A 26,303-nucleotide genomic window follows, 5' to 3' on the forward strand; every position below is an offset into this window, starting at 1 on the left:
CGACCGAGGCTCACATGTTAGTATCGCCGCTATGTCCGACAGCGCGCCCACGAACACACCGGCAGAACGGAAATTACCTAAACAGGCGCCACGCACCGTGGCGCAGGCGCGCGCCCGCAACGAGATTGCGCTGCGGGATATCATCACAGTTGCTGTACCGGCGGGCATCGCCTCCGGCCTTCGCGTCGTCGATTTTCCTTTCCCTTATGCGGTCCCTGTCTATGCGGTGCTCATCATGGTGATGCTTTACGGCGCCATCCGCATCATTCGCAGCAAGCCAAAGTTCGTCCAAGCTGCGCAAGAAGAGTACCGGGCGGGCGATTACCCTCTTCTCGCCTACTTTCTACCGGTGCTTGCTATCTTCTCCCCTCTCATCACTGAGGGAATTAAGTCCACCGGGATTATCGGCGATACCTCACCCAACCCCATCCTTATCGCCGCTGGACTTACCGCCTTCTCCATCCCCGCGTTCATCTTCGGCGGCCGTGCCTTCGGCACGACCTCTTTTCGCGTTGGCAAGCGCCGCATCGAGGCCATCACCGAACAAGGAAGCCTCGAAGGCGTCACTCAAGCGAGCATCACCGCAGTAGAAACTCACCCGGAAGTCCTCAGCGGGCTGGTCGCCGCCGGTGCAGTCACTGGCAATACCACCTCCATCTCTGAGCTGGGGCGGCTGATCGGCTACGAGGAGGGGCTCGAAGAAGAACTCCGTGAACTCGAAGCGGCCGGCGTGGTGAAGCTGCCTGGTCTCATCAAGTGGAGTGGTGAGCGGACCTTTAACATCACTCTGACCGAATCCGGCGTGCGCAGCATGGACGCTGCACGCACACGCTAGCGCGGAAGAGTGGCATCTCCCGGGAAGAGTTTCGGGCCAATCCACAGCATGAAATAAACCAGACCAACGAGGACTGGAATCTCAACAAGGGGACCAATCGTTCCGGCAAGGGCTTGAGCAGACATCGCTCCGAAGGTGCCGATGGATACTGCAATGGCTAGTTCAAAGTTATTTCCTGCTGCAGTAAACGCCACGCTGGCAGACTGCGCGTAATTCATGCCAACGGCCTTTGCTACGCCCAGCGACAGCACAAACATGCCCACGAAGTAGATAACCAGCGGCACGGCCACGCGCACTACCGTTGCTGGCTGCTCCACAATGTGCTCGCCCTGCAGGGAAAAGAGCAACACAATTGTGTACAACAGACCAATCATGGCCAGGGGCGATACGGCTGGGAGGAAGCGGTTCTCAAACCATTCCCGTCCTTTTACCTTTTCGCCCCACACGCGAGACAGCGCACCCAACAGGAACGGTATGCCCAAGAAGACAAGTACGGACTTAACAATGGCCCAGAAGGAAAAGTCAGCGCTCGTCGTGTCCAGGCCCAGCCATCCGGGGAGAACGCGAAGGTAGAACCAGCCCAGAACACCAAACATAGCGACCTGGAAGATGGAGTTCAGGGCGACAAGCACAGCCGTTGCCTCGCGGTCAGCGCACGAGAGGTCCGACCACACAAGCACCATGGCAATACAGCGCGCAAGCCCCACAATGATGAGGCCGGTCCGCAGCTCCGACTGGTCCGCCAAGAACAGCCACGCCAGAGTAAACATAAACGCCGGCCCCACCAGCCAGTTGAGGACGAGCGATACTGCCATGAGGCGGCCATCCGTGGCAATTTCCTTGGTCTTCTCGTAGCGAACCTTGGCCAAGGGTGGGTACATCATGACGAGGAGGCCAATGGCGATCGGGATGGAAATCCCGCCGACTTCAACGGCGCCCAAGGCTTGGCCAATCCCGGGAATGAGGTGGCCAATGAGCAGTCCGGCGGCCATCGCCAGAATGATCCACACGGGTAGAAACCGATCAAGAAAAGACAACGTCGGGCGCTGCGGCACAGCCATGTCTCCCCCTCCTTCAACGTTGAACAGAGCACGATACAAACATGCAATGTACAGCACGTATTGATATGGGCCAATATAACGTAGGGTGCAAGAATAACCCCTATACTGATCGCATGGCTTCCTCTTCCACGCCCGAGACCAGCGCGCGCGGCACTGAGTGTTGCTCCTTAAGCACGGGCCCGCTCAACGACGCCGAGGCGAGGCATTTTTCGCAGCAATTCAAAGTGCTGGCAGACCCAGCACGCCTGCGTCTTTTGTCCATCCTGTGCGATGAAGGCTGTGGACCCATGAGCGTCACGGAACTCACCGAGCTCACTGCGCTGAGCCAGCCCACGGTCTCCCACCACCTAGCGCGCCTGCGGGAGGCCGGCTTGCTATCGAAGCAGCAACGCGGCCGCACCGTCACCCACCAGGTGCACAAAGACGCCTTTATGGCATTGCGCACGCTGCTCTCGTTCGACTAAGCCGCGCCCAGATTATCTGCACTCGAGCACACAGGACGGGTTCGGGCTAAGGGTCAGAAATGACAAAAGCCCGAGCAGTTCACTCATCTTTGTGAACTGCTCGGGCTTTATTGCGCGCTAGGCGCGATGAACTTCTTTAGAGGTTCGGGAACCAGATGGAGATCTCACGCTCAGCGGACTCCGGGGAGTCGGAACCGTGGACGACGTTCTCGCCAACGGTCAGAGCGAAGTCACCGCGGATGGTGCCCGGGGTGGCCTTCTCCACCGGGTGGGTGCCACCGGCCAGCTGACGCCATGCGGCGATAGCGGACTCGCCCTCGACGATGCCAGCAACCAACGGTGCAGAGGTGATGAAGTCAACGAGCTCGCCGAAGAAAGGCTTGTCCTCGTGCTCGGCGTAGTGCTTCTTAGCGGTCTCCTCGTCGGCGACGCGCAGATCCATGGCGACGAGCTTCAGGCCCTTGCGCTCGATGCGAGAGATGATCTCGCCCACGTGGCCGTTCTTGACGCCATCCGGCTTGATGAGAATGAGTGTACGTTCAGTCATAGGGCACATAGTACAGAACAGGTGCTCCCGCGTCCTGACAGTGGGCCCATTTATCAGCCCTACGTGAGGTGTTGCACGATTTCTTCCGCGCGCTCATGGCTCGTTCCGCGAAACCACAACTGCACTTGACGCACGGCCGTGCCGTATTGACCGCTCTCCAGCAGGCTTTTTAGCTCCTCGCGGTGCCACTCTTCCAGATCCGCAAACTCCACCGGCCGCTCATCGCGCTGCTGCTTGAGCATACCGACGACGAGGAAGACGAAGGCCGGAATCAGCAGTGCGAGCGGGAACGCGAAGCCACCGAAATACAGCTTGGCCACGAGCGCGGCGATGCACAGCAGTGCGGAAAGACCGTAGAGCAGAAAGAGCATGCCCGTTAGTCTAGCGCGTTGAGTGTCGACTGCAGCCAAACGCGAGAGCGCATGAGCAGGCGCTTTGCCGCCGCGGTATGGGGAGCCCACAACTCGAAGGCATGCACGCCGCCTTCTACAACCTCGCACTGTGTTGGCACACCAGCAGTTTTCAGGCGCTCGGCGTAATCCATAATCTCGCCGTAGAAAAGCTCGCTGCTACCCGCGTAGAGCCACGCCGGCGGTAGCCCCGACAGATCCGTGCGGCGGCCGGGCACGGCATAGGGTGCTTCCGGGTTGCCATCGACGTAGAAGCGCCACGCCTGCGCGTTGGAATCTGCGTCCCAGATGGGGTTGCGGTCGGTGGATGCTGTGCGGTCATCGAGCATCGGGCAAAACAACCACTGCCCCGCTGGTTGAACCCCGCCTTCATCGTGGAGGCGCTGGCACAACGCGGCAGCCAGCCCTCCCCCGGCGCTTTGGCCGGCGATAACAATCCGATCCGGGCTGATTCCCAACTCTTCCGCATGCCTGAGGAGCCAGTGGTGGGCCGCGTGGACGTCATCAAGCGCAGCCGGAAAAGGGTTCTCCGGGGCGAAGCGGTAGTGCGGCGCGACGACGGTGACTCCAACCTCTGCGGCGGTCTCCTTGAGGTGCTTGACGTCCTGGCGCGGATGTCCCATGAGCAGACCGCCCCCGTGGATCCACAGCACCGCGCCGCGCGGGTTCTCCGGGCTATAGATGGTCGCGTGGATTTCGGTGTTCTTCACCCGCCGCGTGCGCACGCCCTGGATTAAAGGTGCCGGCCACAGCGCTGGCACGATGCGCCCGGCACGGCGGATGAGCGGATTAGTCGGATCGAATAGCGACATGACCGTCGCTCCCGCGCGCAGCTCCGGACGGATGTACACCGCAGCGACCTACTTCTCAGTCAGGTGCTGCGTGGTGAGGTAGCCGCGCTCCATGCGGGCGACGATCACCGAGCGCATATAGGCCGCGAGCGCCCAGAGCAGGGCGAAGATGATGAAAATGGTCGCCACAGACCAGTGGACCATAAAACCGAGCACGATACCGATGACGTGGAGGACAATCTGTACCCCGACGATCCACGGCTTATTCATGAAGGGGAAAGACGCCAGGAGCAACACCATAAAACCAATGACCACGCCATAGTTGAACGGGGTCCACAGGGTGCCGTCATAAAGCTTGTATAGCATCGGCAGTGCGAGGACCAGGGTGATCAGCTCCATTGTGAGGGAGCTCGCCACCACCATGCCGCCGAATTGCTTGAGGGGATCCTTGGCCGGTGCCTGGCCCAAGCCAAGCGGACCAATCTCCTCCTCGGGGACGGGTTTACGGGGGCTCATGCGGGTTCCTTTCCAAAGAGTGCGCGGGCGTCACCGACAGTGACGACCGAACCAGTAATCACGATGCCGGAACCTGATTGCACGTCGGCATCCTCCGCCAATTCGACGGCCTGAGTATAGGCACTAGGGAGGTCGGGCTCGACATACACGCGCTCTTCGCCGAAGATATCGCGGGCCAGCTCCGCCAGCTCATAGGCATCGCGGGCGCGCGGGGAGGTGTTCTGAGTAATGACGATCTCCGTGAGCACAGCCTCCAGGGCGGTGAGGATGCCGGTTGCATCCTTGTCCGTGAAGATGGACACCACGCCGATGAGGCGCGCGAAGTCGAAGTCGCGGTCGAGGGCTGCAACCAAAGCCTTAGCGCCGTGTGGGTTGTGGCAGGCGTCAAGGAAGGTCGTGGGGCTGGTGCGCACGCGCTCCAGACGGCCGGGAGAAATGGCCTTGGCAAAGCCGGTGCGCACTGAAGCAATGTCGAGCGGGTGGCCTGCCGACGCCCCGAAGAAGGCCTCCACCGCGGCCAAAGCCACGGCCGCGTTCTTGGCTTGGTGCTCGCCGTGCAGCGGCAGGAAGATGTCTTCGTACATCCCACCCAGGCCCTGGATGGTCAGCTGCTGGCCGCCCACTGCGATGCGCGATTCCAGTGCAGCGAATTCGGAGCCCGCGCGGGCCACGCCGGCGCCGACGTCTACCGTGCGCTGCAGGATAACGCGCATCGCCTCGGGGTCTTGTTCAGCAACGATGGCGATGTTCTCCCCTGGCGTGAGCACGTCCTCGGCATCGTGCTCGCGGGCCTTGATGATGCCGGCCTTCTCACCAGCAATCTCCGTAATGGTATCCCCGAGGTAGTCCGTGTGGTCGAGGCCTACCGGCATGACCACGGCTACCTCTGCGTTGACCACGTTGGTGGCATCCCACGTGCCGCCGAGGCCGACCTCGACGACGGCGACGTCGATGGGGGCATCGGCAAAGGCTGCGTAAGAGATGGCAACAAGCACTTCGAAGGTGGACATAGGAATGTCGGAGCGGGAATCCACCATCTCCACATAGGGCTTGATTTCACGCCAGATGCGCACGAAGTCGCGCGGGTGGATGGGGTGGCCGTCGATGCCGATGCGCTCGGTGACCAGCTGCAGGTGCGGGCTGGTCACCAGGCCAACACGGCGGTGGAAGGCGCGCAGCAGCGAATCAATCATGCGGGCGGTCGAGGACTTACCGTTGGTGCCAGCGACCTGGATGACGTGGAAGGAACGCTCCGGGTTACCCAAGAGATCCATGAGCATCTCGATGCGCTCGAGGCTCGGCTCGATGATGGTCTCTGGGGCGCGGGCGTTGAGCTCCGCGGTGACCTCGGCCAGCTCCGCGAGCTCTTCCGGCGAAGCTTGCTCGGGGGCGGCCTCCTCGTAATCCTCCTCGCCACCGAGGTTGAGGGTCAGGCCGGAGTCGGTGATTTCCACCGGCCCACCATCGGTGCCCTCCGCGAGGGCATCAACGACCTCAAATTCCTCGCGGTTCTTCTCCTCCGCCACTACTTGAGTCCCTCCAGACGTGCGGTGATGCGCTCGACCTCCTCCTGGGCCACTTGCTGACGCACGCGGATCTTCTCCACGACTGCCTCCGGCGCCTTGGACAGGAAGGCCTCGTTACCCAGCTTCTTGCCGGTCTGGTCCAGTTCCTTCTGGGCCTTGGCCAGATCCTTCTCCAAGCGCTTGCGCTCAGCGGCGACGTCGACGGCACCGGAGGTATCCAAGGTGACCTCAACGGTGGCCTGGGACAGACGCACCTCGATGGAAGCAGACGCGGTGAAGTCCTCGCCCGGCTCCGTGGTATTGGCCAGGTTGCGGATGAGTCCCTCCTGCTCCTGCAGGTCAGCCGCGGCGAAGTCGAGGCGTCCCGGGACCTTCTGGGAAGGCTTGACGCCCTGATCGGAGCGGAAGCGGCGCAGCTCGGTGATGAACTTGTCGGCATCCTGAATGCGGCGGGCAGCCACCTCATCCTTCTCCGCGCCACCGTTGGTGTGCTCCTGGGTAGGCCACTGCGCGGTGACGATGGTCTCCCCGCCAGTCAGAGCCTTCCACAGGACCTCGGTGACGAAAGGCATGGTCGGGTGCAGCAAGCGCAGAACCAGGTCAAGAACGCGGCCCAAAACGATCTGGGTCGTGCGTCCGGTGGCCTGCTCCTCGGCGCTCGCCGCATCGAAGTCGCGCGGGATCTGGGTCTTGGCAATCTCCAGGTACCAGTCACATAGCTCATCCCACACGAAGTGGTAGAGCAGCTCATTGGCCTTGGCGAACTGGTAGTCATCCAGGTAGGCGTCGACCTTGGCGCGGACCTCCTCGGAACGGTCGAGGATCCAGCGGTCGGCGTCGGTCAGCGCGTCGCGTGCCGGCAGCTCCGCCACGCCCGCGCCGTTCATGAGCGCGAACTTGGTGGCGTTAAAGAGCTTGGTGGCGAAGTTACGTCCGGCGGCGGCAGCGTCGACTGCCAGCGGCAGGTCCACGCCCGGGTTGGCACCGCGGGCCAGGGTGAAACGCAGCGCGTCCGCACCATAGTCGCGCACCCAATCCATCGGGTCGATGCCGTTGCCCAGGGACTTCGACATCTTGCGGCCCTGCTCATCGCGCACGAGACCATGGAGGTAAATATCCGTGAACGGCACCTGCGGGCGGCCATCCTTGCCTTCGCCGAGCAGCTCCGGGGTGTGCGCGCCGGCGAAGGTGCCGAACATCATCATGCGTGCGACCCAGAAGAAGAGGATGTCATAGGCGGTAACCAGCACGTTCGTGGGGAAGAACTTCTCCAGATCGGCGGTCTTTTCCGGCCAGCCCATCGTGGAGAAAGGCCACAGCGCAGAGGAGAACCAGGTGTCCAGAACGTCCGGGTCTTGGACGTAGCCTTCCGGCGCTTCCTCGTCGGGACCAAGGCAGATGATGTCGCGCTGGCCGTCCTCGTCCTCTGGCCCGTACCAAATGGGGATGCGGTGACCCCACCACAGCTGGCGGGAGATGCACCAATCGTGCATGTCATCGACCCACTCGAAGTAGCGCGGCTCCAGGGACTTCGGGTGGATGGTGGTATCGCCCTCGCGGACGGCGTCGCCGGACATCTTCGCCATCTTCTCCACGGCCACAAACCACTGCAGGCTCAGGCGCGGCTCAATCGGCTCGCCGGAGCGCTCCGAATGGCCCACGGAGTGGACGTAGGGGCGGATCTCCTTGACAATGCGGCCCTGTTCGCGCAGCACCTCACGGATCTCTACGCGGGCCTCTTCGCGGGTCAGGCCGTCAAACTTCGTGCCGGTATTCGCGATGTGTCCGGTGGTGTCCATGATGGTGGGCATGTCCAGGTCATGGCGCAGGCCCATGGCATAGTCATTCGGATCGTGTGCCGGCGTGATCTTCACTGCACCAGTACCGAATTCCATGTCCACGTAGTCATCGGCAATGATCTTCAGGCTCAGGTCATCGCGGAAGGGGTGTGGCAGTTCCTGGCCCACCAGGTGGGCGTAGCGCTCGTCCTCGGGGTGGACGGCAATGGCGACGTCGCCCAGCATCGTCTCCACACGGGTGGTGGCCACAATGAGGTGGGGTTCATCGTCGTTCAGCGAGCCATAGCGGATGGACACGAGCTCGCCCTCGACGTCCTTGTAGACCACCTCGATGTCGGAGACGGCGGTCTCCAGCACCGGGGACCAGTTGACCAGGCGGTTGGCCTGGTAGATCAGGTCCTCGTCGTAGAGAGTCTTGAAGATGGTCTGGACGGCGCGGGAGAGGCCATCATCCAGCGTGAAGCGCTCACGGGACCAATCCACCGAGTCACCGATGGCACGCATCTGGTTTTGGATGGTGCCGCCGAACTCTTCCTTCCATTCCCAGACCTTGTTGATGAATTCTTCGCGCTCATAATCCCAGCGCTTCTTGCCCTCCTGCTCACGCAGGCGGGCCTCCACCTTGGTCTGGGTAGCGATACCGGCGTGGTCAGCGCCTGGCAGCCACAGGGTGGCATAGCCCTGCATGCGCTTGCGGCGAATGATGGAATCGATCAGAGTGTGGTCCAACGCGTGGCCCATGTGCAGCTGGCCGGTGACGTTCGGCGGCGGCAGCACGATGGAATAGGGCTCGGCCTCCGAGGACGCGTCCGGGGTGAAGTAACCGGCGTTTACCCAGCCTTCGTAGAGGTCTTTCTCTACTGCCTGCGGCTCCCAGGACTTGGGAAGCTGGTCCGCGCGGTTGGTGCCAACGAGTTGCTCTTTATTCTGATCAGTCACCTGGCCAACTCTACCCTGTACGTCAACTGGCACTAGCGCCCTGTCTAGAGTAAGAGCATGTCTCACAATCCTGGCCACCGCGCCCGTCTCCGCACCCGCTTCTTTGCTCAAGCCAAAGAGAACTCTCAGGCCTTTGCGTGCCTGACGAGCTATGACTGCATGACCGCCGAAATCTTCGATGAAGCCGGGGTGGATCTCCTGCTCGTCGGCGATTCCTTGGCCAATGTGGTCCTGGGCCGCGAAACCACGCTCTCACTCACCCTCGATGAGACGATCCCGCTGGCCCGCGCGGTGGTTTCAGCTACCTCCCGCGCCTTCGTGGTGGTGGACTTGCCCTTCGGTTCCTATGAGGCCGGCCCCACCCAGGCACTAGAGTCTGCCGTGCGCATCATGAAGGAAACCGGCGCGCAGGCCGTGAAGCTCGAGGGCGGTGCCGAGCGCGCACCGATTGTTGCCGCGCTTGTCGCCGCCGGCATCCCCGTCTGCGCCCACATCGGATTCACGCCCCAACAGGTTCACGCCTTGGGCGGCTTCGTGGTCCAGGGCCGCGGTGCCGGTGCGGAGAAGCTGCACACGGACGCCCGCGCGCTTGCCGACGCCGGCGCCTTCGCCGTGGTACTGGAGATGGTCCCGGCTGCGTTGGCTGAGGAGGTGACCAAGGAACTGCCCATCCCCACCATCGGCATCGGTGCCGGCGCGCAGACCGACGGCCAGATCCTGGTGTGGACCGATGCCTTCGGGCTGGGCGGACCCAAGGCGCCGCGCTTCGTGCGCCGCTATGCGGACTTGCGCGGCGCGTTGCTGGAGGGTGCGAAGAATTACGTGGCCGATGTGGGCGAGCGCTCCTTCCCCAACGCCGAGGAATCCTTCGAGGACTAAAGTTTGGGCCATGCAGATCTTCACAACTAAATCTGAACTCCGCGCCTTCCGCGCGGCCGCATCCGGCACCGTCGGATTGGTGCCCACGATGGGCGCGCTTCACGACGGCCACGCTTCACTCGTGCGCCGGGCCCGCGAGGAGAATGACACCGTGGTGTGCTCGGTCTTTGTCAATCCCCTCCAATTCACCGACCTCGGCGATTGCGAGGACTACCGCGCCTACCCGCGCGACCTCGACGCGGATGCCGCGCTGCTGGACTCATTGGGAGTCGATGCGGTCTTCGCCCCCAGCGTGGAGGAGATGTACCCGGGTGGTACCCCGCGGGTGTGGGTGCGCACGGGTGAGATGGGCTCGGTCTTGGAAGGTGCTTCGCGCCCCGGCCACTTCGACGGCGTGGCCACTGTGGTGAGCAAGCTATTCACTCTCGTGCGCCCCGAACGCGCCTACTTCGGGCAGAAGGATGCCCAGCAGGTAGCCATTATTCGGCGCTTGGTGGCGGCCCTCGACCTGCCACTCGACATCATCAGCGCGCCCATCGTCCGCGCGGCGGACGGCGTGGCCGAGTCCAGCCGCAACTCTCGCCTGAGCCCTGTCGAGCGAGAGCAAGCCGTGGCGCTGTCTCAGGCTCTCTTCGCACTGCGGGATGGTGCATCCCTGGACGAGGCGAGCGCGCAGCTCGCCTCCTCCCCCGGCGTGACTGTGGACTACCTCACCGTGGTAGATCCAGCCACGCTCGAGCCCGTTGATGCACAACACCGGCCCGCCCTGGCGCTCGTTGCAGCGCAGGTGGGGCCGGTGCGGCTCATCGATAACTTAGTGCTTGAGTCTTAGTCCTTGAGCAGGTGGGCTACGGCCTCGCGCTCCTCACGCAGCTCTTGAACCGAAGCCTCGATGCGCTCCTTCTGGAAATCGTTGAGCTCGAGGCCTTGCACGATTTCCCACTTGCCGTCGCGGGCGACGGTGGGGAAACCTGCGACGAGGCCCTCGTCCACGCCATAGGAGCCATCGGAGACGACGGCTGCGGTACGCCAGTCCTCGGTGCCATGGATCCAATCGTGCATGTGATCCACCGCGGCAGAGGCTGCGGAGGCAGCTGAAGACTTACCGCGTACGGCGATGATCTCGGCGCCGCGCTTGGCCACCTTCGGAATCATCTCTTCCTTGTACCAATCCTCATCCACCTCGGCGTTGGAGAAGGTCAGGTCCGGGAACTGGGAGGCGGAGTGGTTGCCCCAAACGGCAACCTTGGTCAGCTCCGCGGTGGGCACTCCCGTCTTGAGGGACACCTGGCTCAGCGTGCGGTTGTGGTCCAGACGCATGAGCGCGCTGAACTGGCTCGGGTCCAGGTCCGGAGCGCTGTTCGCGGCGATGTAGGCGTTGGTGTTGGCCGGGTTGCCCACGACGAGGACGCGGACGTCGCGCGCAGCGACGTCATTCAGCGCCTTGCCCTGCACGGTGAAGATGGCGCCGTTGGCCTCCAGCAGGTCGGCGCGCTCCATGCCCTTGCTGCGCGGGCGGGATCCCACGAGGAAAGCGGCCTTGGTGTCCTTGAAGGCCACCTCCGGATCATCGGTGACGGTAATGCCGCGAAGGAGCGGGAAGGCGGAGTCATTAAGTTCCATGGCCACGCCCTCAGCGGCGCCAACGGCGTCCGGGATTTCCAGCAATGCGAGTTCAACTGGAGTGTCCTTGCCATAGACATCGCCCGCAGCGATGCGCCACAGCAGGGAGTACGCGATGTTGCCGGCTGCGCCGGTCACGGTGATCTTGACGGGTTTCGATGCAGTCATGTGCGAGTCCTTTCGGCTGGGTATTCACCTTCCCACCCTAGTCCCGTTTTTCGCCCCCGTGGGGTGTGATTTTACCCCCGAAAGATGCGAGTTCTTTGTACTTGAGCTCCACGGCCGTCTTTTTTCGGCATAGTGGACAACTGTACGCATATCCATCGACTAGACGGGACCTTCCATGAGCACTGAGACTTCATCGGTCGACTCCGGCTCTGTTGAGCACGTGATCGATGTTGCGATATCGGAGTTTTCGGAGCATGGTTATGCCGAAACCAAGCTCGAGACCGTATCGAAGCTGTCTGGGATGTCCAAGCGCATGATCCACTACTACTTCGGGGATAAGAAGGGGCTCTACCAGCAAGCCTTGGCAGCGGCAGCGCGGCGCCTCAACCCGCCAGAGGGCAGCCTCGAGATCAATTCTGCTGTCCCAGTCGAGGGCGTGCGCACCTTGGTGGATTGGTTGTTCCGCCAACATGTGAATAACCCCGAAGCCATCCGGATGCTAACGATGGAATCCTCCCACAGTGTGCTGGAGTCCTCGCAGGCGCTTGTCGACGTGTCCGAGATCTCCCTCCACCTCGACAGGCTGCTCATGCTGGGCCAAGATTCCGGCGCGTTCCGCCCGGGAATTTCCGCCAACGATATTTTCACGCTGATTTCTGCGCTCTCGATGTACCGGGTGACGAATCACGCGATGATGAGCAACCTGCTCGACATCAACATGTACACCCACAACAACACTGAGGGGCTGCACCGCATGGCGGTCGATGCTGTGCTGGCTTTCCTTACGGCGAACATCCCGGACATCGGCTTCGAGTCCTACCTCACCCAGAACGAAACCGAGCTTGATGCTGAGTCCGCGCCCTTGGATGTCTACTCCACCGAGGACGAGGGCGACGCGTCAGCGAGCCTCTACGAATGACGCGCCGGCGGGGACTCTACGATTAGAGCCCTCTCCCCAGCACCGCGCGAGCAAAGAAACCAAAGTAAAGGAACCATCTGCGCGCCGGCCTGAGCACAAGCCCAGGTCACAATCTCACTCCACAGCTACATGGTCCCATTCATCTGGTTCCTTTGCCCCAACAGGCAGATGGCATCTGACAGAAGGCGTTTTTAGACCTGAAAACGCCATGTAGACAGCACAAAAGGCATCTTCAACCTTGAAGATGCCTTTTAAGAGATGCCGTTTAGGCGGATTCCTTCGCCTCATCCGAGTACACGAACTCCGGCTCGCCGCCGTCGGTCACGCAGTCCTGCGTGATGTGGACGCTGGCGATGTCCTCGCGGTCTGGGAGGTCATACATGATGGGCACGAGCAGCTCCTCCATGATGGCACGCAGGCCGCGGGCACCGGTCTTGCGCTCGAGCGCGAGCTCGGCGATTGCCTCCAGCGCCTCATCCTCGAAGTGCAGCTCCGCACCATCCATGCTGAACAGGCGCTGGTATTGCTTGACCAGCGAGTTCTTCGGCTCCACGAGCACCTTAACTAGCGATTCGCGGTCCAGGTTATCCACCGTGGCAACCACCGGCAGGCGGCCGATGAACTCGGGGATGAGGCCGAACTTCACCAGGTCCTCCGGACGCACCTGGGAGAAGAAGTCGACTGATTCCTTCTCATCCTTAGTTTCCAGCTTGGCGCCAAAGCCCACGCCCTTCTTGCCCACGCGCTCCGAAATCACCTTATCCAAGCCCGCAAAAGCACCGGCCACGATGAAAAGGATGTTCGTCGTATCCAACTGGATGAATTCCTGATTCGGGTGCTTGCGCCCACCCTGCGGCGGGATCGCCGCCACGGTTCCTTCAAGGATCTTCAGCAGCGCCTGCTGGACGCCTTCACCGGACACATCGCGGGTAATCGATGGATTCTCCGACTTGCGGGAGATCTTGTCCACCTCATCGACGTAGATGATGCCGTGCTGCGCGCGTTCCACATCAAAGTCCGCAGCCTGCAGCAGCTTGAGCAGGATGTTCTCGACGTCCTCGCCCACGTAGCCAGCCTCGGTCAGGCTCGTGGCATCCGCGATGGCGAAGGGGACGTCCAACAAACGCGCCAAGGTCTGCGCCAAGTAGGTTTTACCGGATCCCGTCGGGCCCAGCATCAGGATGTTGGACTTAGAAATCTCAACTTCTTCATCCTGCGCCTTCTTCCGGCGGCCCTCCAGGCCCGCGGCCTCCTCAGCCTTGATGCGCTTGTAGTGGTTGTACACAGCCACCGACAACACGCGCTTGGCCTGGTCCTGGCCAATGACGTACTTATCCAGAAAAGCCGAAATCTCCGAAGGACGCGGAAGGCGCATCTCCTTCTCTTCGTCCGCCTCGGCCTGAGCCGCGCCGAGCTCCTCCTCGATGATTTCGTTGCAGAGCTCGATGCACTCGTCACAGATGTAGACGCCGCCGCCGGCGATAAGCTTCTTCACCTGCTTCTGACTCTTTCCACAGAAGGAACACTTGAGCAGGTCAGCGCTTTCTTGCATACGTGCCATGAAGGCCTTTCAACTCTTTTCTCTGGGGTTATGGTGGGGCGATTTTACCGCAGTTTGTTCCACTCTAGTAAACCACTCAGACTCGAGCGCTATTCCTCACTCAGCGGCGCGCCCTTGAATTTAAAACGGCAGTTAGTGGACATAGACAGAGCGGTTCACTAACTTACATCGAAACCGCTCTATCAGCAGAAAGATTTTCATGGACATCCGCGAACTCATCGACCGCTCCCCCATGGGCGCACGCCAATGGCTCATCATCGCCATTGCCCTCTTCCTCAATGCACTCGACGGCTATGACATGGTGGCCATGGCCTTCGGCGCCGGCACCGTCAGCGAAGAGTTCGCGCTGTCCGATTCTTCCCTTGGCTGGCTCCTGTCCTCCGCCCTCATCGGCATCGGCCTTGGCTCGCTCTTCCTCGCCCCGTTGGCTGACCGCCTTGGACGCACCACCCTCATCACGGTCTCGCTCGTCATTGACCTCGTCGGCCTCGTGCTCACCGCCCTCGCGCCTACATTTAGCCTGCTGTTGCTGTGCCGCCTCATCACCGGCATTGGCGTCGGCGGCGTCCTTGTCTGTGTCACCGTGCTCGTCAGCGAGTACTCCAACCTGCGCTTCCGCGGCCTGGCCGTCGCCATCTACGCCTCCGGCTATGGCCTCGGTGCCTCCTTCTGCGGCGTTGTCGCCTCCTCCTTCGATACCTGGCAGCCCATATTCTGGGTTGGCGCAGCACTCACAGTTGTCGCCCTTATCCTCACGGTTGCTTTCGTCCCCGAGTCCGCAGACTTCCTCGCCGCCCGTGGCCGCATGGACACGGTGCGCACCATCACCGCCAAACTCGGCCTCACGGGAGACGTCAGCGTCCGCCCGCGCACCAGCCACAAGGCCTCCTACAAGGACCTCGTCTCGCCGCAGTTCCTGCGCACCTCCATCAAGCTCTGGCTGGCCTTCAGCTTCATCATGTTTGCCTACAACTTCACCTCGCAGTGGACCCCGAAGCTTCTTACCGCCGAGGGCCTTACCGCCCAGCAGGGCATCATCGGCGGCATCATGCTTTCCTTCGGCGGTGCTATCGGCGCCATCCTCTTCGGCCTGTTCACCACGCGCATCGACGCCCGCCCCCTGCTCATCGTCTTCTGTCTTATCTCCTCCGTCGTCCTCGTCGGCTTCATTAACTCCACCGCCGTGCCTTCCCTCATGTTTGCCCTCGGAGTCGGCGTAGGCCTTACCCTCAACGCCTGCATCTCCGGCCTTTACACCGTCACCCCGGAGGCTTACCCTTCGGCGCTGCGCACCACGGGTATGGGCGCTGCCATCGGCATCGCTCGCGTGGGCGCTACCCTCGCTCCCATCCTGGCGGGCTATCTGCTCGAAAGCGGCTGGACCCCAACGGGGCTCTACACCCTCGCCGGCGCTACCGCTGTGTTGGCCGCAATCTCCCTCATCGGTGTGCGCGCCTACACGGCAACCACCAAGCAGACAGCACCCCAGACCGTGGCGGCCTAGGCTGGAGGGGCACACAGCCCCAACCGCTTAGGAGCAGTACATGTTTAATCTTCAGGACCACGTTGCCATCGTCACCGGCGGCGCCGCCGGAATCGGCCGCGGCATCGTCAGCGCTCTACGCGAAGCCGGCGCGACCGTCGTCATCGCTGACCTCAACCTCGAGGCCGCGCAGAAGACTGCCGAAGAACTCGGGGCGGACGCCCTGCTTGTCGACGTCACCTCGCGCGACTCCGTCCGCAACCTCTACAGGGACGTCGTCAAGCGCTATGGCCGCATCGACATCGTCTGTTCCAACGCCGGTGTCTTCCCCAACTGCCCGCTCGAGGACATAACCGACGAGCAATGGGACGCCATGTTCGCCATCAACACGCACGGCACGTTCACCGTGGTGCAGGAAGCACTGCCCTACATGAAGAAAGCGGGCTACGGGCGCATCGTCATCACGACGTCTATCACCGGCTCGCACACCGGCTACCCAGGCTGGGCGCACTACGGCGCTTCGAAGGCCGCACAACAAGGCTTCATGCGCTCCGCGGCACTGGAAGTTGCCCGTGATGGCATCACCATCAATGGTGTTCTGCCAGGCAACATCCTCACCGAGGGTTTGGAGGGCCAGGGTCAGGAGTACCTCGACCAAATGGCACGCTCCGTCCCTATGCACCGCTTAGGTTCCCCGCGCGATATCGGCAACGCCGCGGCCTTCCTCGCCTCCCGCGAAGCAGGCTACATAACGGGCCAGACCATCATCATTGACGGCGGCCAGATCCTCCCCGAGTCCCCCGAGGCCATCCTGCCGCCCTACGAAGCCTAAGCATGGCCGAAGCCCCGCTATCTACTAGACAGCGGGGCTTTAAGCTTGATTACTTAGGCGTTGAGCTTGCGGTAATCAAAGACGGTATCGATGAGACCGTAGTCAACGGCTTCCTGCGCGGTAAGAATCTTGTCGCGGTCAGTATCGATGCGCACCTGCTCCGCAGTGCGGCCGGTGTGCTCAGCCAGGGTCTCCTCCATGAGGCGGCGCATGCGCTCGATCTCGTTGGCCTCGATCTCAAGGTCCGACACCTGGCCCTGCGTGCCCTGCGTACGCGGCTGGTGAATCAGCACACGAGAGTTCGGCAGCGCAGCGCGCTTGCCCGGAGCACCGGCGGCCAACAGAACAGCCGCTGCGGATGCGGCCTGGCCCAGACACACGGTCTGCACGTCCGGACGGACGTAGCGCATGGTGTCGTAGATAGCCATCAGCGCGGTAAACGAGCCACCCGGGGAGTTGATGTACATCGTGATGTCGCGGTCCGGATCCTGGGACTCCAAGACCAGCAGCTGCGCCATGATGTCGTTGGCGGAGGTGTCATCGACCTGGGTGCCCAGGAAGATGATGCGCTCTTCAAAGAGCTTGGAATACGGGTTGGTGGTCTTCGATCCCTGTGCGTTCTGCTCAATAAACTCCGGCAGAACGTAGCGGGAAGAAGGCATCTGAAGGTTAGACATAGTGATAAAGCTCCTTGTTCCCTAGTTGGTGATAGGACCGTTGACGGACTCGATGACGTGGTCGACGATGCCGTATTCCTTGGCCTGCTGGGCGGTGAACCAGCGGTCGCGGTCCGAATCCTTGGTGATTTGCTCGAAGGTCTGGCCGGTGTGCTCAGCGATGAGCTCAGCCATCTCGCGCTTGGTCTGCGCGAACTGCTCGGCCTGGATGGCGATATCTGCGGCGGTACCACCCACACCAGCGGAAGGCTGGTGCATCATGATGCGGGCGTGCGGCAGCGCGTAGCGCTTGCCCTTGGTGCCGCCGGAGAGCAGGAACTGGCCCATCGAAGCGGCCAGGCCCATGCCATACGTAGCCACGTCGCACGGCGAGTACTTCATCGTGTCGTAGATGGCCATGCCCGCGGTGACCGAGCCACCCGGGGAATTGATGTAAAGCGAAATATCGCGCGTGGGGTCCTCTGCGGACAGCAGGAGGATCTGGGCGCACAGTTTGTTGGCAATCTCATCATCCACCTGGGTTCCCAGGAAGATAATGCGCTCGCGCAGCAGGCGCTCATACACGCTATCGCTCAGATTCATACCCGTAGACGACGAGTTCATTGAAATCTTCTCAGACATTAATGGTTCTCCTTCAAGTGAAGAATGCTTTAACTGGCCCCACCTTACCGGCATTCCTCTCAAACTTGGCCTCTGTTCGCTATGAGCGTTGGGGCGCAGCACCAAAGGCGCATACGGAAGCTGGGTTAACATTTGCTCATGTCTGTTTCCGAGCTATCCACCAGTACCCAGAACTATTTGAAAGCAATCTGGGGGCTAAAGGAATGGTCGTCCGAGCCCGTTACCGCCACACTTATAGCGAAACAGTTGGGACTCAAGCTCTCCTCGGTTTCCGATGCAGTGCGCAAAATGTCGAAGCAAGGGCTCGTGTCACACACGCCCTATGGCTCTGTGGAGTTAACCGAACTTGGCAGGCAGTACGCATTGGTCATGGTGCGCCGCCACCGATTGCTTGAGTCTTTTTTGGTTCAAGCATTGGACTACACGTGGGACGAAGTCCATAATGAAGCCGAAAATCTCGAACACGCGGTGTCCGACATGCTCATAGAACGTGTAGATAAGTTCCTTAATTACCCCACTAGGGATCCGCACGGCGATCCTATCCCTACGGTTGATGGACAGATCACAATCCCCAGTGCGCACCGTCTCACCGACAGCGGTGCACAACCGCAAGTGACCGTGGAACGCATTTCTGATTCCGACCCACAACTGCTGAAGTTCCTTGAAGAGCGCGGCATTGTCACAGGGGCTGTTCTTAGCACGCGCGAGGGAGCGCCCTTTTCAGATTCTCTCGAAATACAGGTGGCCGGCAGCACTCAGTGGGTAGTGCTTGGACGCCCAGCTACCGACGCAGTGTTTGTAGCACACCACAGCCGTTAGACCTTCCCCTTTGCATTAATCCTACTTTCACCTGCCCTTTTCAAAACTACGTTGGGCCGTAGTTGCAACTACGCCATTGCGTAGTTAGTCTTTTCGAATATCACCTATCCCACTTATGGCTAAGGCCAGGATGAGCAGGATTGCTATGTCAGACTCACCAGATTTGGTGTATTTTTCTAGCGTTTCAGAAAACACAAAAAGATTCGTCGAACGCTTAGATAGACCCGCGGTGCGCATTCCGCTGCGCCCCAAGAAAACCGGGATGATCCAGGTTTCACACCCGTACGTACTCATCGTTCCCACCTACGGCGGAGGCTCGCTCAAACGCGCAGTCCCCAAACAGGTCATCGACTTCCTCAATGACCCAATCAACCGCTCCTTTATCCGGGGCGTTATTACCTCAGGGAATACCAACTTCGGAAGTGCTTACTGCGTCGCCGGACGCATCATTTCCGCCAAGTGCCACGTACCGGAGCTGTATCACTTCGAGCTTCTCGGCACCCAGAAGGACATTGCCGCCGTAAAGCAGGGCCTTCAAAAGTTTTGGGAGCAGCAAAAGCAGCTAACGATGACACCCCATTAATCCCCCACAAGATGAAGAACACATCCGCATCACACAGATTGGACAACACAATGTGGTCTCTTGATGCCACCCCCACACAGACTATTGGCGCTACGCCCCGCACTGCTTCAGCAGACAATGCCGGCGGTGTCGGCAAGCGCAAAAGCTACCACGCACTCAACGCGCAGCTGAACTTGTTCGACGCTTTTGGAAAAATCCAGTTTGACAAGGACATTCAGGCAGCACAAGACTATGTCACGCACCATGTCGCTCCCCGCATGCATCAGTTCGATTCCACCAAGCAACGCTTGGAATGGTTGGTTGATAACGAGTACTACGAGCGGGATTTCCTTGAGCTTTATGATGACGCCTTTCTGTGCGCCATGTACGACAGAGCACATCAAGCTAAGCACCAGTTCCGCACCTTCCTCGGCGCATTTAAGTTCTTTACTTCATATGCACTGAAAACCTTTGATGGCTCCCGATTCCTAGAAGGCTACGAAGAACGTGTCGCCACCACAGCTTTATACCTTGCACAGGGCGACGAAGAGCTCGCAGAAAAGCTGGTGGATGACATCATGACCGGACGCTTCCAGCCCGCCACCCCTACTTTTCTCAACGCAGGCAAAGCCCAGCGCGGCGAAATGGTCTCCTGCTTCCTTCTGCGAATCGAAGACAATCTGGAGAGCATTGGCCGCAGCGTGAACTCTGCACTGCAACTATCAAAGCGCGGTGGTGGAGTGGCCTTGTTGCTGAGCAATCTGCGCGAATCCGGAGCCCCGATCAAAAAGATTGAGAACCAGGCTTCCGGCGTAGTCCCAGTCATGAAAATTCTCGAAGATAGCTTCAGCTATGCCAACCAATTGGGCGCCCGGCAGGGCGCTGGAGCCGTCTACCTGCATGCGCACCATCCAGATATTCTTCGCTTCCTGGATACCAAGCGGGAAAATGCCGATGAGAAAGTCCGCATCAAGACTCTTTCGCTGGGGGTTGTTATTCCAGATATAACCTTCCGGCTGGCCAAAGAGAACAAGGATATGCATCTTTTTAGCCCGTATGACATCGCTCGCGAGTACGGCGTAGCCATGTCTGACATGTCCATCACCGAGTGCTACGACGAGTTGGTTGCCAATCCGCGAATTTCTCACACGACCATTAAGGCCCGCGAGTTTTTCACCACGCTGGCTGAGCTTCAGTTTGAATCCGGATACCCCTACATCCTCTTTGAGGATACGGTCAACCGCGCTAATCCCCTCAAAGGACATATCAATATGTCCAACCTGTGTAGTGAAATCCTCCAGGTCAACACGCCATCGACCTACGGAGCTTCGGGTGACTACACCACCGTCGGCCAGGATATTTCCTGCAATCTAGGTTCGCTCAACATTGCGAAGGCTTTTGAATCACCGGACTTTGGGGAGACCGTCGAAACCGCAGTACGTGCCCTCACGAAGGTTTCAGACCTGACGAATATCGAAGCTGTTCCTTCCATCGCTCACGGAAATGCCTCCATGCATGCCATTGGTCTGGGCCAAATGAATCTCCACGGCTTCCTTGCTTCACAGCGTATTCCTTATGGCTGCGCCGAGGCACTGGACTTTACAAATATCTATTTCCTCACGGTGACCTACCATGCGCTCCGCGCATCCCATGCACTCGCGGTTGAAAAAGGTCAACGATTCACAGGCTTCGAAGAATCCACCTATGCCACTGGCGCCTACTTTGACAAATACATCGACCAAGACTGGGTGCCAGCCACTGAACACGTAAAACAGCTCTTCCATGAAGCAGGCGTGCAGATTCCTCAACGCGAGGATTGGCTACGGCTCAAGAAACAAGTGATGCAAGACGGCATCTACAACGCCTACTTGCAGGCAGTTCCACCCACTGGATCAATTTCCTACATCAATGACTCCACCGCGTCCATCCACCCGATTGCCTCCAAAATTGAAATACGCAAGGAAGGCCGCTTGGGGCGCGTGTACTACCCCGCGCCGGAAATGACCAACGACAACCTGGAGTATTTCGATGACTCCTACGCCGTGGGATACAAAAAAATCATCGACACCTACGCCATGGCCACCCAACACGTGGACCAAGGACTTTCCCTGACCTTGTTCTTTACCGCTGATACCACCACGCGGGACATCAACAAGGCACAAATCTATGCCTGGAAAGCCGGAATCAAGACCCTCTACTACATCCGTTTACGCCAATCCGCGCTCCAAGGAACCGAGGTCGAAGGCTGCGTCTCCTGTGCTTTGTAGGAGCACGGCCCTCCCCTTGTCTACAACCATTCACTCAGAAAGAAGGAAGCTATGTCTTCAACATCGAACAGTGCTGAACTAACCAGCATTTCAGTTACCCCGCCGAGCTACCGGCATGATCCTTCAGCCCGCATCCGCGCCATCAATTGGAACCGGGTGAGCGATGACAAGGATCTTGAAGTGTGGAACCGTCTCACCGCCAATTTTTGGTTGCCAGAGAAGGTCCCGCTTTCTAATGATCTCCCGGCGTGGCAGAAGATGACGCCCGAGGAACGCAACCTCACCATGCGGGTGTTCACGGGACTCACCACCCTGGATACTGTCCAGGCCACTGTGGGAGAAATCTGTCAGATTCAAGATGCCCGCACCGAACACGAGGAGGCCGTGTATACCAACATCGCCTTCATGCAGTCAGTCCATGCCCGTTCTTACTCTTCAGTGTTTTCTACCCTGAGCAGTACAAAGGAAATTGATGAAGCATACCGCTGGGCGGTGAATAACGACCTTCTCCAGGCACGCGCCAAGAAAGTGCTCGCGCACTATTTTGGGCCGGATCCACTCAAACGCAAGGTGTCATCGACGCTGCTTTCCTCGCTGCTTCTCTACGCGGGTTTCTATCTTCCCTTGCACTTTTCTGTCCACGCCACCCTGACAAATACGGCAGACATGATTCGCCTCATTCTGCGTGACAAGGCAGTGCACGGCTACTACTCGGGCTACAAGTATCAGCGCGGTTTGGAATCCACGACCCCGCTACGGCAGAAGGAAATGCATGATTTCACCATTTCTTTGCTCGAAGAGCTTTATGCACTAGAGCTGGACTATTCCGGCGAGCTATATGAGCCTTTGGGACTCATGGATGATGTAGCCGTGTTCGTTCGCTATAACGCCAATAAGGCACTCATGAATTTGGGCTACCCGGATTACTTCCCGCCCGAAGAAACGGAAGTGAACCCAGAAATCCTCGCGGCCCTAGCCCCCGGAGCAGATGAGAACCATGACTTCTTCTCCGGATCTGGTTCCTCCTATGTCATTGGTACTGCTGAAGAAACGAGTGATGATGACTGGGATTTCTAAACCTTTTCCGCGACCGGACCAAGGAAGCTGGCTTGAGACCATCGCGCTGTTTGAAGCCATCCGCGAAGGAAACCAACCCGCAGCCATGCGGCTGTTGAATACATCCGCCGCACGAGAGGCCGTCCTCGGGGGTCTTCTAGGGCTCATCGAACTGTACTTCCGCCATGAAGAAGGAGACAAAGTAGATGGCTTCCTCACCGCCGCCCACGCTGCCGGCCCACCACCGGCCTTTGGCTGCAAGCCTTTTCTCCCTTGACCACGTCTCCCTACACCCAACTAAGAAAGAAGGTTTACCATGACCACCCCACGTATCAGCGTTATCGTCGGCAGCCTGCGTCGAGAGTCATTTGCACGCAAGATTGCACACGAGGTGCTCACAATGATCCCTGAAGACTACGAGGCAAACATCGTGGAAATCCGTGACTTGCCGCTCTATGACTTTGACTACGATGACCCCGCCGTCACGGACAAGCCCACTCCGGCTGAGTACACCACCTTTCGCGAGACCATCAAGAACTCGAGCGGGATCCTCTTCATTACGCCAGAGAACAACCGCACTATCCCCGCCTGCCTCAAAAACGCAGTGGACATCGGCTCTAAACCCAACTCAGATGTGGCGTGGAAAAACCTTCCCGCAGGTATCATTAGCCACTCTGTAGGCCGCATGGGCGGCTACAGTTCACAGAAGAACCTTCGCCTCGCCCTGTCCTACTTCGATATGCCGCTCCCTGGTCAGCCCGAAGTATTTCTGGGCCAATCCCCCACCCTTTTCGAAGAGTCCGGACATCTCAATCAACGCACCGCAGACTTTGTCAAGGATTACGTTATGCGCTTCCTGCAGTTGACCGACGAGGCCTTTAGAGCCACGAACGGCTAGCGGTATCCCCAGCCAACACCCATCGCGCCCTCTACGAAGTACTCAAAGACTCCTAGAGGGCGTTCACAATGACACAAACCCCGGATTCAGGCTCATCCTTGAGTTACCTGAATCCGGGGTTTCATGCGCGCTCGCCACCACACATGTGGCAGCAGCGCGTTACAAGCGGGAGATTACTTCTCCTCGGAAGCTTCAGCAGCGTCCGCTTCTTCGATTTCACCGAAGTACTGGTCAACGTCAACCTTGTTGCCCTCTTCATCGGTGACCTCGGCACGGCAGATGGCCATTGCCAGGGCCTTGCCACGGCGAACGTCAGAGAACAGGTTACCCAGCTGGTTGCTGGACTGCAGCTGCTGGATGAACTGGTTCGGGTCCATGCCGTAAGACTGCGCGGTGAACAGGATGTGGTCGGTCAGCTCCTGCTGGGACACCTCCGGCTCCTCGATCTCAGCCAGGGCGTCGAGGAAGAGCTGGGTGCGGACGGATTCCTCAGCGGACTTGCGAGCATCAGCGTCGAACTCCTCGCGGGTCGTGCCCTGTGCCTCAAGCAGCTGGGCCAGAGCCTTCTCGTCGTGAGCCAGCTGGCCCATGACCTGGTGCAGCTGAGCGTGAACCTGCTCATCAACGATGGAGGACGGCAGCTCGAAGGAAACCTCTGCCAGAGCGGCCTTCAGGACCTCATCGCGGATGGCAGCAGCCTGCTCGGACTTCTTGGACTCTTCGACGCGGGACTTGGTGTCCTCTCGCAGCTCGTCGATGGTGTCGAACTCGGAGGCCATCTGCGCGAACTCGTCGTCGAGATCCGGCAGCTTGCGCTCCTTGGTCTGCTGGACGTGGACCTTCACGGTGGCCTCTTCGCCCTCGTGCTCACCGGACTGGATGGTGGTGGTGAACTCGTTGTCCTCATCGGTCTTCATGCCACGCAGTGCGGTATCGAGACCCTTAATCAGGTTGTCGTCACCGATGCGGTAGGTCATACCCTCGTGGGAAGCCTCATCTAGCTTGGTGCCATCAACTTCGGTGGTGATGTCGACGATAGCGAAATCACCGGTCTTCATCTTGCGCTTGGTGTCCTTGAGCTCACCGAAGCGGGAAGCCAGGTCCTCGAGCGCCTTGTCGACGTCCTCTTCGGAAGTCTCCAGCGCCGGCACCTTGACGGAAATCTTGGAGAAGTCCGGCACCTCAAACTCGGGACGAACGTCTACCTCAGCGGTGAACTCGACGAAGTCGTTGTCCTCCAGCTTGGCAATGTCAATCTCCGGCTGACCAATAACCTTGAGATCGTTTTCTTCAACGGCCTGCTCGTAGCGGGACGGCAGCATGTCGTTGACGACCTGCTCGAGGATGGGGCCACGACCAAAGCGGGCGTCGATAAGCTGGCGCGGAGCCTTGCCCTTACGGAAACCCGGGATGGAAACCTGCTGCGCGATCGCCGCGTAGGCCTGATCGATTTCCTTGTCCAGCTCAGCAAACGGAACGTTGACGGTGAGCTTGACGCGGGTATCGCTCAGCTTGTCTACGGTGGTCTTCACGAGAAACTCTCCTGATTGTGATCGTTCAAAGATGAAATTAGGGGGCCTGGATGAGTGTCCAGGCCCCCATACGTCGGGGCGACAGGATTTGAACCTGCGACCCCCTGCTCCCAAAGCAGGTGCGCTACCAAGCTGCGCCACGCCCCGTATGGAAAGCCTCTGCGCCCGGAAGTTCCGCACGCAGCTGCGCTTCATACTGGGGCTAGTGTACCGATAGCTGCTTGACTATCCCAACACCGGCCCCAATTAAACTTTGTTTCCCCACGTCAGGGGCAGCTTTAGCGCTAGAAGTCGAAGTCGAAATCAAACATTCCGCCATCGCCCCCGTCGCCACCAAACAGGCCGTCGAAAAAGCCGCCCTCCTCGCCTCCCCCGGCGTCACCGGCACCATCCATGGCGCCGCCGTCCATACCCTCGGCGCCGCCCATGTCTCCGCCCCAGTCGCCGCTTTCAGCGGCTGCGGCGGAGTAGCCCACTCCCGCCATGCCGGCGAACATGGCGTTGAACATCATGGAGTATCCCACCATCCACACGCCGGTGGTCAACGCGTCAGCCCACCACGGGCGCGAGTACCAGCCGGCCGGGACCGGGCGTCCTGCGACAACACCACCCGGGTAGTAGTTGGGGGTTTCTGCAGATGCGCTTGGCGACGCCGTCAGCGTCTCCCCGTTGGCCTCCACCGTGCGGGTCTCCGTCACCTTGCCGGCCTGGCGCTGGCCCTCCAGCGGTGGCAGCTCCGGGCCCGGATCCATGCCCATAATCTCACGCGCGGCCGCCACATAATAGAGCCCCTCCAGTGCGGACTCGCGCGCTAGGTGCGCTTGCTTGACGGTTGTGGCGCGGGAAATCGCCGAATTGGCCGCGGTAAAACGCTCAGAGGCATCCGCCATAGCCTGCTGGGAGGCGGTATCCGTACCGCTCAAGTTCATCACCTGGCCACCCAAACGCTCAGTCCAGCGGCGCGCATCCGCCATCGCATCCTCAAAACGCTGGGATTCTCGCAGCTCTTGCTGCTTCTTCCCGTTGCGCGAAGAAAGGAACCAGGCGCCGCCGCCGACGACGAGGATAAGGAGCAATAACGAGCTCACGAAAGCACCACTTTCACTAAAGAGTCGAATTGTGTGTTGTTGGGATTATGTACCTATCCAAAATAACGTCCTTTACCCCTTTCTAGTTCCCATTTTCTTTTCAGCGCCCGTGTGCGCTAAAGTAGTGCGCACGCCGATTCAACGGCTTTCAACGTTGAGACTTTCAAAGTCAAGGCCTTGAAAGTTGGAGATTACCGGTTGTGGGAATGTCGTATAGTGGCTAATACCTCAGCCTTCCAAGCTGAAGACGCGGGTTCGATTCCCGTCATTCCCTCCAAGCTAAACAGCCCCACCTCCTGCACAAACAGCGAGTGGGGCTGAATTTGTACCGGCCTTTACCGGCGGTCATGGTAGCTAAGGCGGTAGCTGGAGGCTCGGGCTAGCCGCTCACCTCAAAGTCGGCTTAAGGGACATTTCGTGTGGATTTAGG

General features: G+C 59.9%; 26 protein-coding genes and 2 tRNA genes. 14 read left to right on the forward strand and 14 right to left on the reverse strand.

Annotated features, from left to right (window positions below):
* The first annotated feature begins 31 nt into the window (after positions 1-31).
* Entirely contained in the window at positions 32-835 is an 804-nt protein-coding gene (locus tag HMPREF2943_RS06335; protein WP_070711116.1) for a hypothetical protein, read from the forward strand.
* Here the strand turns inward: HMPREF2943_RS06335 and arsB are convergent.
* The gene (gene arsB / locus HMPREF2943_RS06340; protein ID WP_070711117.1) at positions 832-1,896 is read right to left on the reverse strand and encodes an ACR3 family arsenite efflux transporter; all 1,065 of its coding nucleotides are present in this window, start codon (positions 1,894-1,896) and stop codon (positions 832-834) included. The two genes, HMPREF2943_RS06335 and arsB, sit on opposite strands and share 4 nt — an antisense overlap.
* Before the next feature lie 113 nt (positions 1,897-2,009).
* On the opposite strand from arsB, the gene HMPREF2943_RS06345 reads away from it, so the two are divergent.
* A complete protein-coding gene (locus HMPREF2943_RS06345; protein ID WP_070447901.1) occupies positions 2,010-2,360 on the forward strand; it encodes an ArsR/SmtB family transcription factor in 351 nt (116 codons plus the stop codon).
* A gap of 136 nt (positions 2,361-2,496) precedes the next feature.
* On the opposite strand, the gene ndk is transcribed toward HMPREF2943_RS06345, so the two are convergent.
* The 6 genes from ndk to HMPREF2943_RS06375 are packed head-to-tail and all read right to left on the reverse strand — an operon-like array spanning position 2,497 to position 8,888.
* The gene (ndk, locus tag HMPREF2943_RS06350; RefSeq protein WP_039676402.1) at positions 2,497-2,907 is read right to left on the reverse strand and encodes a nucleoside-diphosphate kinase; all 411 of its coding nucleotides are present in this window, start codon (positions 2,905-2,907) and stop codon (positions 2,497-2,499) included.
* Between the two features lie 59 nt (positions 2,908-2,966).
* Entirely contained in the window at positions 2,967-3,278 is a 312-nt protein-coding gene (locus HMPREF2943_RS06355; RefSeq protein ID WP_070711118.1) for a hypothetical protein, read from the reverse strand.
* Between the two features lie 5 nt (positions 3,279-3,283).
* Positions 3,284-4,168, reverse strand: a complete 885-nt coding sequence (locus HMPREF2943_RS06360; RefSeq protein WP_246817282.1) for an alpha/beta hydrolase — start codon at positions 4,166-4,168, stop codon at positions 3,284-3,286.
* Positions 4,169-4,177: 9 nt separating this feature from the next.
* Positions 4,178-4,624: a DUF4233 domain-containing protein gene (locus HMPREF2943_RS06365; RefSeq protein WP_070447819.1), complete on the reverse strand. Its 447-nt coding sequence runs from the start codon at positions 4,622-4,624 to the stop codon at positions 4,178-4,180.
* Positions 4,621-6,150, reverse strand: coding sequence for a bifunctional tetrahydrofolate synthase/dihydrofolate synthase (locus tag HMPREF2943_RS06370; RefSeq protein WP_070711119.1), 1,530 nt, complete (start codon positions 6,148-6,150; stop codon positions 4,621-4,623). Before HMPREF2943_RS06370 ends, HMPREF2943_RS06365 begins: the two co-directional genes overlap by 4 nt.
* Positions 6,150-8,888 carry a valine--tRNA ligase gene (locus HMPREF2943_RS06375; protein WP_070711120.1) on the reverse strand — a complete coding sequence of 913 codons (2,739 nt, stop codon included), beginning with the start codon at positions 8,886-8,888 and terminating at the stop codon, positions 6,150-6,152. The genes HMPREF2943_RS06370 and HMPREF2943_RS06375 overlap by 1 nt, the downstream gene beginning before the upstream one ends.
* Before the next feature lie 57 nt (positions 8,889-8,945).
* Between HMPREF2943_RS06375 and panB the strand changes: the two genes are divergently transcribed.
* Positions 8,946-9,767 carry a 3-methyl-2-oxobutanoate hydroxymethyltransferase gene (gene panB / locus HMPREF2943_RS06380; RefSeq protein WP_070711121.1) on the forward strand — a complete coding sequence of 274 codons (822 nt, stop codon included), beginning with the start codon at positions 8,946-8,948 and terminating at the stop codon, positions 9,765-9,767.
* A 10-nt stretch (positions 9,768-9,777) separates the two neighbouring features.
* Positions 9,778-10,599, forward strand: coding sequence for a pantoate--beta-alanine ligase (panC, locus tag HMPREF2943_RS06385; RefSeq protein WP_070711122.1), 822 nt, complete (start codon positions 9,778-9,780; stop codon positions 10,597-10,599).
* Here panC and HMPREF2943_RS06390 read toward each other — a convergent pair.
* Complete coding sequence (locus tag HMPREF2943_RS06390) at positions 10,596-11,558, reverse strand: malate dehydrogenase (RefSeq protein WP_070711123.1); 963 nt, start codon at positions 11,556-11,558, stop codon at positions 10,596-10,598. The two genes, panC and HMPREF2943_RS06390, sit on opposite strands and share 4 nt — an antisense overlap.
* A gap of 175 nt (positions 11,559-11,733) precedes the next feature.
* Between HMPREF2943_RS06390 and HMPREF2943_RS06395 the strand changes: the two genes are divergently transcribed.
* Positions 11,734-12,477 (forward strand): TetR/AcrR family transcriptional regulator, encoded by a 744-nt coding sequence (locus HMPREF2943_RS06395; protein ID WP_070447801.1) that lies wholly within the window; start codon positions 11,734-11,736, stop codon positions 12,475-12,477.
* A 265-nt stretch (positions 12,478-12,742) separates the two neighbouring features.
* Here HMPREF2943_RS06395 and clpX read toward each other — a convergent pair whose 3' ends face one another.
* Positions 12,743-14,038 (reverse strand): ATP-dependent Clp protease ATP-binding subunit ClpX, encoded by a 1,296-nt coding sequence (gene clpX / locus HMPREF2943_RS06400; RefSeq protein WP_010190911.1) that lies wholly within the window; start codon positions 14,036-14,038, stop codon positions 12,743-12,745.
* 199 nt (positions 14,039-14,237) lie between these two features.
* Between clpX and HMPREF2943_RS06405 the strand changes: the two genes are divergently transcribed.
* Together HMPREF2943_RS06405 and fabG are read left to right on the forward strand one after the other, a co-directional pair.
* Positions 14,238-15,542: an MFS transporter gene (locus HMPREF2943_RS06405; protein ID WP_070711124.1), complete on the forward strand. Its 1,305-nt coding sequence runs from the start codon at positions 14,238-14,240 to the stop codon at positions 15,540-15,542.
* Between the two features lie 40 nt (positions 15,543-15,582).
* Positions 15,583-16,353 (forward strand): 3-oxoacyl-ACP reductase FabG, encoded by a 771-nt coding sequence (fabG, locus tag HMPREF2943_RS06410; protein ID WP_070525688.1) that lies wholly within the window; start codon positions 15,583-15,585, stop codon positions 16,351-16,353.
* Positions 16,354-16,406: 53 nt separating this feature from the next.
* Here the strand turns inward: fabG and HMPREF2943_RS06415 are convergent, their stop codons facing one another.
* Positions 16,407-17,030 carry an ATP-dependent Clp protease proteolytic subunit gene (locus HMPREF2943_RS06415; protein WP_010190916.1) on the reverse strand — a complete coding sequence of 208 codons (624 nt, stop codon included), beginning with the start codon at positions 17,028-17,030 and terminating at the stop codon, positions 16,407-16,409.
* A 21-nt stretch (positions 17,031-17,051) separates the two neighbouring features.
* The gene (locus tag HMPREF2943_RS06420; RefSeq protein WP_010190917.1) at positions 17,052-17,651 is read right to left on the reverse strand and encodes an ATP-dependent Clp protease proteolytic subunit; all 600 of its coding nucleotides are present in this window, start codon (positions 17,649-17,651) and stop codon (positions 17,052-17,054) included.
* A gap of 138 nt (positions 17,652-17,789) precedes the next feature.
* Here HMPREF2943_RS06420 and HMPREF2943_RS06425 point away from each other — a divergent pair, with 138 nt between their 5' ends.
* From HMPREF2943_RS06425 to HMPREF2943_RS06450, 6 genes are all read left to right on the forward strand, one after another.
* A complete protein-coding gene (locus HMPREF2943_RS06425; RefSeq protein WP_010190918.1) occupies positions 17,790-18,470 on the forward strand; it encodes a metal-dependent transcriptional regulator in 681 nt (226 codons plus the stop codon).
* A 115-nt stretch (positions 18,471-18,585) separates the two neighbouring features.
* Positions 18,586-19,053, forward strand: a complete 468-nt coding sequence (gene nrdI, locus HMPREF2943_RS06430) for a class Ib ribonucleoside-diphosphate reductase assembly flavoprotein NrdI (RefSeq protein WP_005324049.1) — start codon at positions 18,586-18,588, stop codon at positions 19,051-19,053.
* Positions 19,054-19,103: 50 nt separating this feature from the next.
* The gene (gene nrdE, locus HMPREF2943_RS06435; protein ID WP_070711125.1) at positions 19,104-21,299 is read left to right on the forward strand and encodes a class 1b ribonucleoside-diphosphate reductase subunit alpha; all 2,196 of its coding nucleotides are present in this window, start codon (positions 19,104-19,106) and stop codon (positions 21,297-21,299) included.
* 51 nt (positions 21,300-21,350) lie between these two features.
* On the forward strand, positions 21,351-22,376 hold the full coding sequence (nrdF, locus tag HMPREF2943_RS06440; protein WP_023020918.1) for a class 1b ribonucleoside-diphosphate reductase subunit beta: 1,026 nt from the start codon (positions 21,351-21,353) through the stop codon (positions 22,374-22,376).
* Positions 22,360-22,632, forward strand: coding sequence for a hypothetical protein (locus HMPREF2943_RS06445; RefSeq protein WP_034655492.1), 273 nt, complete (start codon positions 22,360-22,362; stop codon positions 22,630-22,632). The genes nrdF and HMPREF2943_RS06445 overlap by 17 nt, the downstream gene beginning before the upstream one ends.
* Positions 22,633-22,671: 39 nt before the next feature.
* On the forward strand, positions 22,672-23,253 hold the full coding sequence (locus tag HMPREF2943_RS06450) for an NADPH-dependent FMN reductase (protein WP_070447780.1): 582 nt from the start codon (positions 22,672-22,674) through the stop codon (positions 23,251-23,253).
* 173 nt (positions 23,254-23,426) lie between these two features.
* Here the strand turns inward: HMPREF2943_RS06450 and tig are convergent, their stop codons facing one another.
* The 3 genes from tig to HMPREF2943_RS06465 form a co-directional block, all read right to left on the reverse strand.
* Positions 23,427-24,785, reverse strand: a complete 1,359-nt coding sequence (gene tig, locus HMPREF2943_RS06455) for a trigger factor (RefSeq protein WP_070711126.1) — start codon at positions 24,783-24,785, stop codon at positions 23,427-23,429.
* A gap of 73 nt (positions 24,786-24,858) precedes the next feature.
* Positions 24,859-24,932: transfer RNA gene (locus HMPREF2943_RS06460), tRNA-Pro, on the reverse strand.
* 137 nt (positions 24,933-25,069) lie between these two features.
* On the reverse strand, positions 25,070-25,873 hold the full coding sequence (locus HMPREF2943_RS06465) for a hypothetical protein (RefSeq protein WP_070711127.1): 804 nt from the start codon (positions 25,871-25,873) through the stop codon (positions 25,070-25,072).
* Positions 25,874-26,075: 202 nt separating this feature from the next.
* On the opposite strand from HMPREF2943_RS06465, the gene HMPREF2943_RS06470 reads away from it, so the two are divergent.
* Positions 26,076-26,150 (forward strand) — tRNA-Gly (locus HMPREF2943_RS06470).
* Positions 26,151-26,303 lie beyond the last annotated feature (153 nt).

The sequence above is a fragment of the Corynebacterium sp. HMSC072D12 genome, assembly GCF_001813925.1.
Classification (GTDB): domain Bacteria; phylum Actinomycetota; class Actinomycetes; order Mycobacteriales; family Mycobacteriaceae; genus Corynebacterium; species Corynebacterium aurimucosum.

Bases quoted from the DNA above. Each gene is read 5' to 3' on its own strand.
- HMPREF2943_RS06335 (WP_070711116.1), top strand. From the start codon at position 32: ATGTCCGACAGCGCGCCCACGAACACACCGGCAGAACGGAAATTACCT.
- arsB (WP_070711117.1), bottom strand. From the start codon at position 1,896: ATGGCTGTGCCGCAGCGCCCGACGTTGTCTTTTCTTGATCGGTTTCTA.
- HMPREF2943_RS06345 (WP_070447901.1), top strand. From the start codon at position 2,010: ATGGCTTCCTCTTCCACGCCCGAGACCAGCGCGCGCGGCACTGAGTGT.
- ndk (WP_039676402.1), bottom strand. From the start codon at position 2,907: ATGACTGAACGTACACTCATTCTCATCAAGCCGGATGGCGTCAAGAAC.
- HMPREF2943_RS06355 (WP_070711118.1), bottom strand. From the start codon at position 3,278: ATGCTCTTTCTGCTCTACGGTCTTTCCGCACTGCTGTGCATCGCCGCG.
- HMPREF2943_RS06365 (WP_070447819.1), bottom strand. From the start codon at position 4,624: ATGAGCCCCCGTAAACCCGTCCCCGAGGAGGAGATTGGTCCGCTTGGC.
- panB (WP_070711121.1), top strand. From the start codon at position 8,946: ATGTCTCACAATCCTGGCCACCGCGCCCGTCTCCGCACCCGCTTCTTT.
- panC (WP_070711122.1), top strand. From the start codon at position 9,778: ATGCAGATCTTCACAACTAAATCTGAACTCCGCGCCTTCCGCGCGGCC.
- HMPREF2943_RS06390 (WP_070711123.1), bottom strand. From the start codon at position 11,558: ATGACTGCATCGAAACCCGTCAAGATCACCGTGACCGGCGCAGCCGGC.
- HMPREF2943_RS06395 (WP_070447801.1), top strand. From the start codon at position 11,734: ATGAGCACTGAGACTTCATCGGTCGACTCCGGCTCTGTTGAGCACGTG.
- clpX (WP_010190911.1), bottom strand. From the start codon at position 14,038: ATGGCACGTATGCAAGAAAGCGCTGACCTGCTCAAGTGTTCCTTCTGT.
- HMPREF2943_RS06405 (WP_070711124.1), top strand. From the start codon at position 14,238: ATGGACATCCGCGAACTCATCGACCGCTCCCCCATGGGCGCACGCCAA.
- fabG (WP_070525688.1), top strand. From the start codon at position 15,583: ATGTTTAATCTTCAGGACCACGTTGCCATCGTCACCGGCGGCGCCGCC.
- HMPREF2943_RS06415 (WP_010190916.1), bottom strand. From the start codon at position 17,030: ATGTCTAACCTTCAGATGCCTTCTTCCCGCTACGTTCTGCCGGAGTTT.
- HMPREF2943_RS06420 (WP_010190917.1), bottom strand. From the start codon at position 17,651: ATGTCTGAGAAGATTTCAATGAACTCGTCGTCTACGGGTATGAATCTG.
- HMPREF2943_RS06425 (WP_010190918.1), top strand. From the start codon at position 17,790: ATGTCTGTTTCCGAGCTATCCACCAGTACCCAGAACTATTTGAAAGCA.
- nrdI (WP_005324049.1), top strand. From the start codon at position 18,586: ATGGCTAAGGCCAGGATGAGCAGGATTGCTATGTCAGACTCACCAGAT.
- nrdE (WP_070711125.1), top strand. From the start codon at position 19,104: ATGTGGTCTCTTGATGCCACCCCCACACAGACTATTGGCGCTACGCCC.
- nrdF (WP_023020918.1), top strand. From the start codon at position 21,351: ATGTCTTCAACATCGAACAGTGCTGAACTAACCAGCATTTCAGTTACC.
- HMPREF2943_RS06445 (WP_034655492.1), top strand. From the start codon at position 22,360: ATGACTGGGATTTCTAAACCTTTTCCGCGACCGGACCAAGGAAGCTGG.
- HMPREF2943_RS06450 (WP_070447780.1), top strand. From the start codon at position 22,672: ATGACCACCCCACGTATCAGCGTTATCGTCGGCAGCCTGCGTCGAGAG.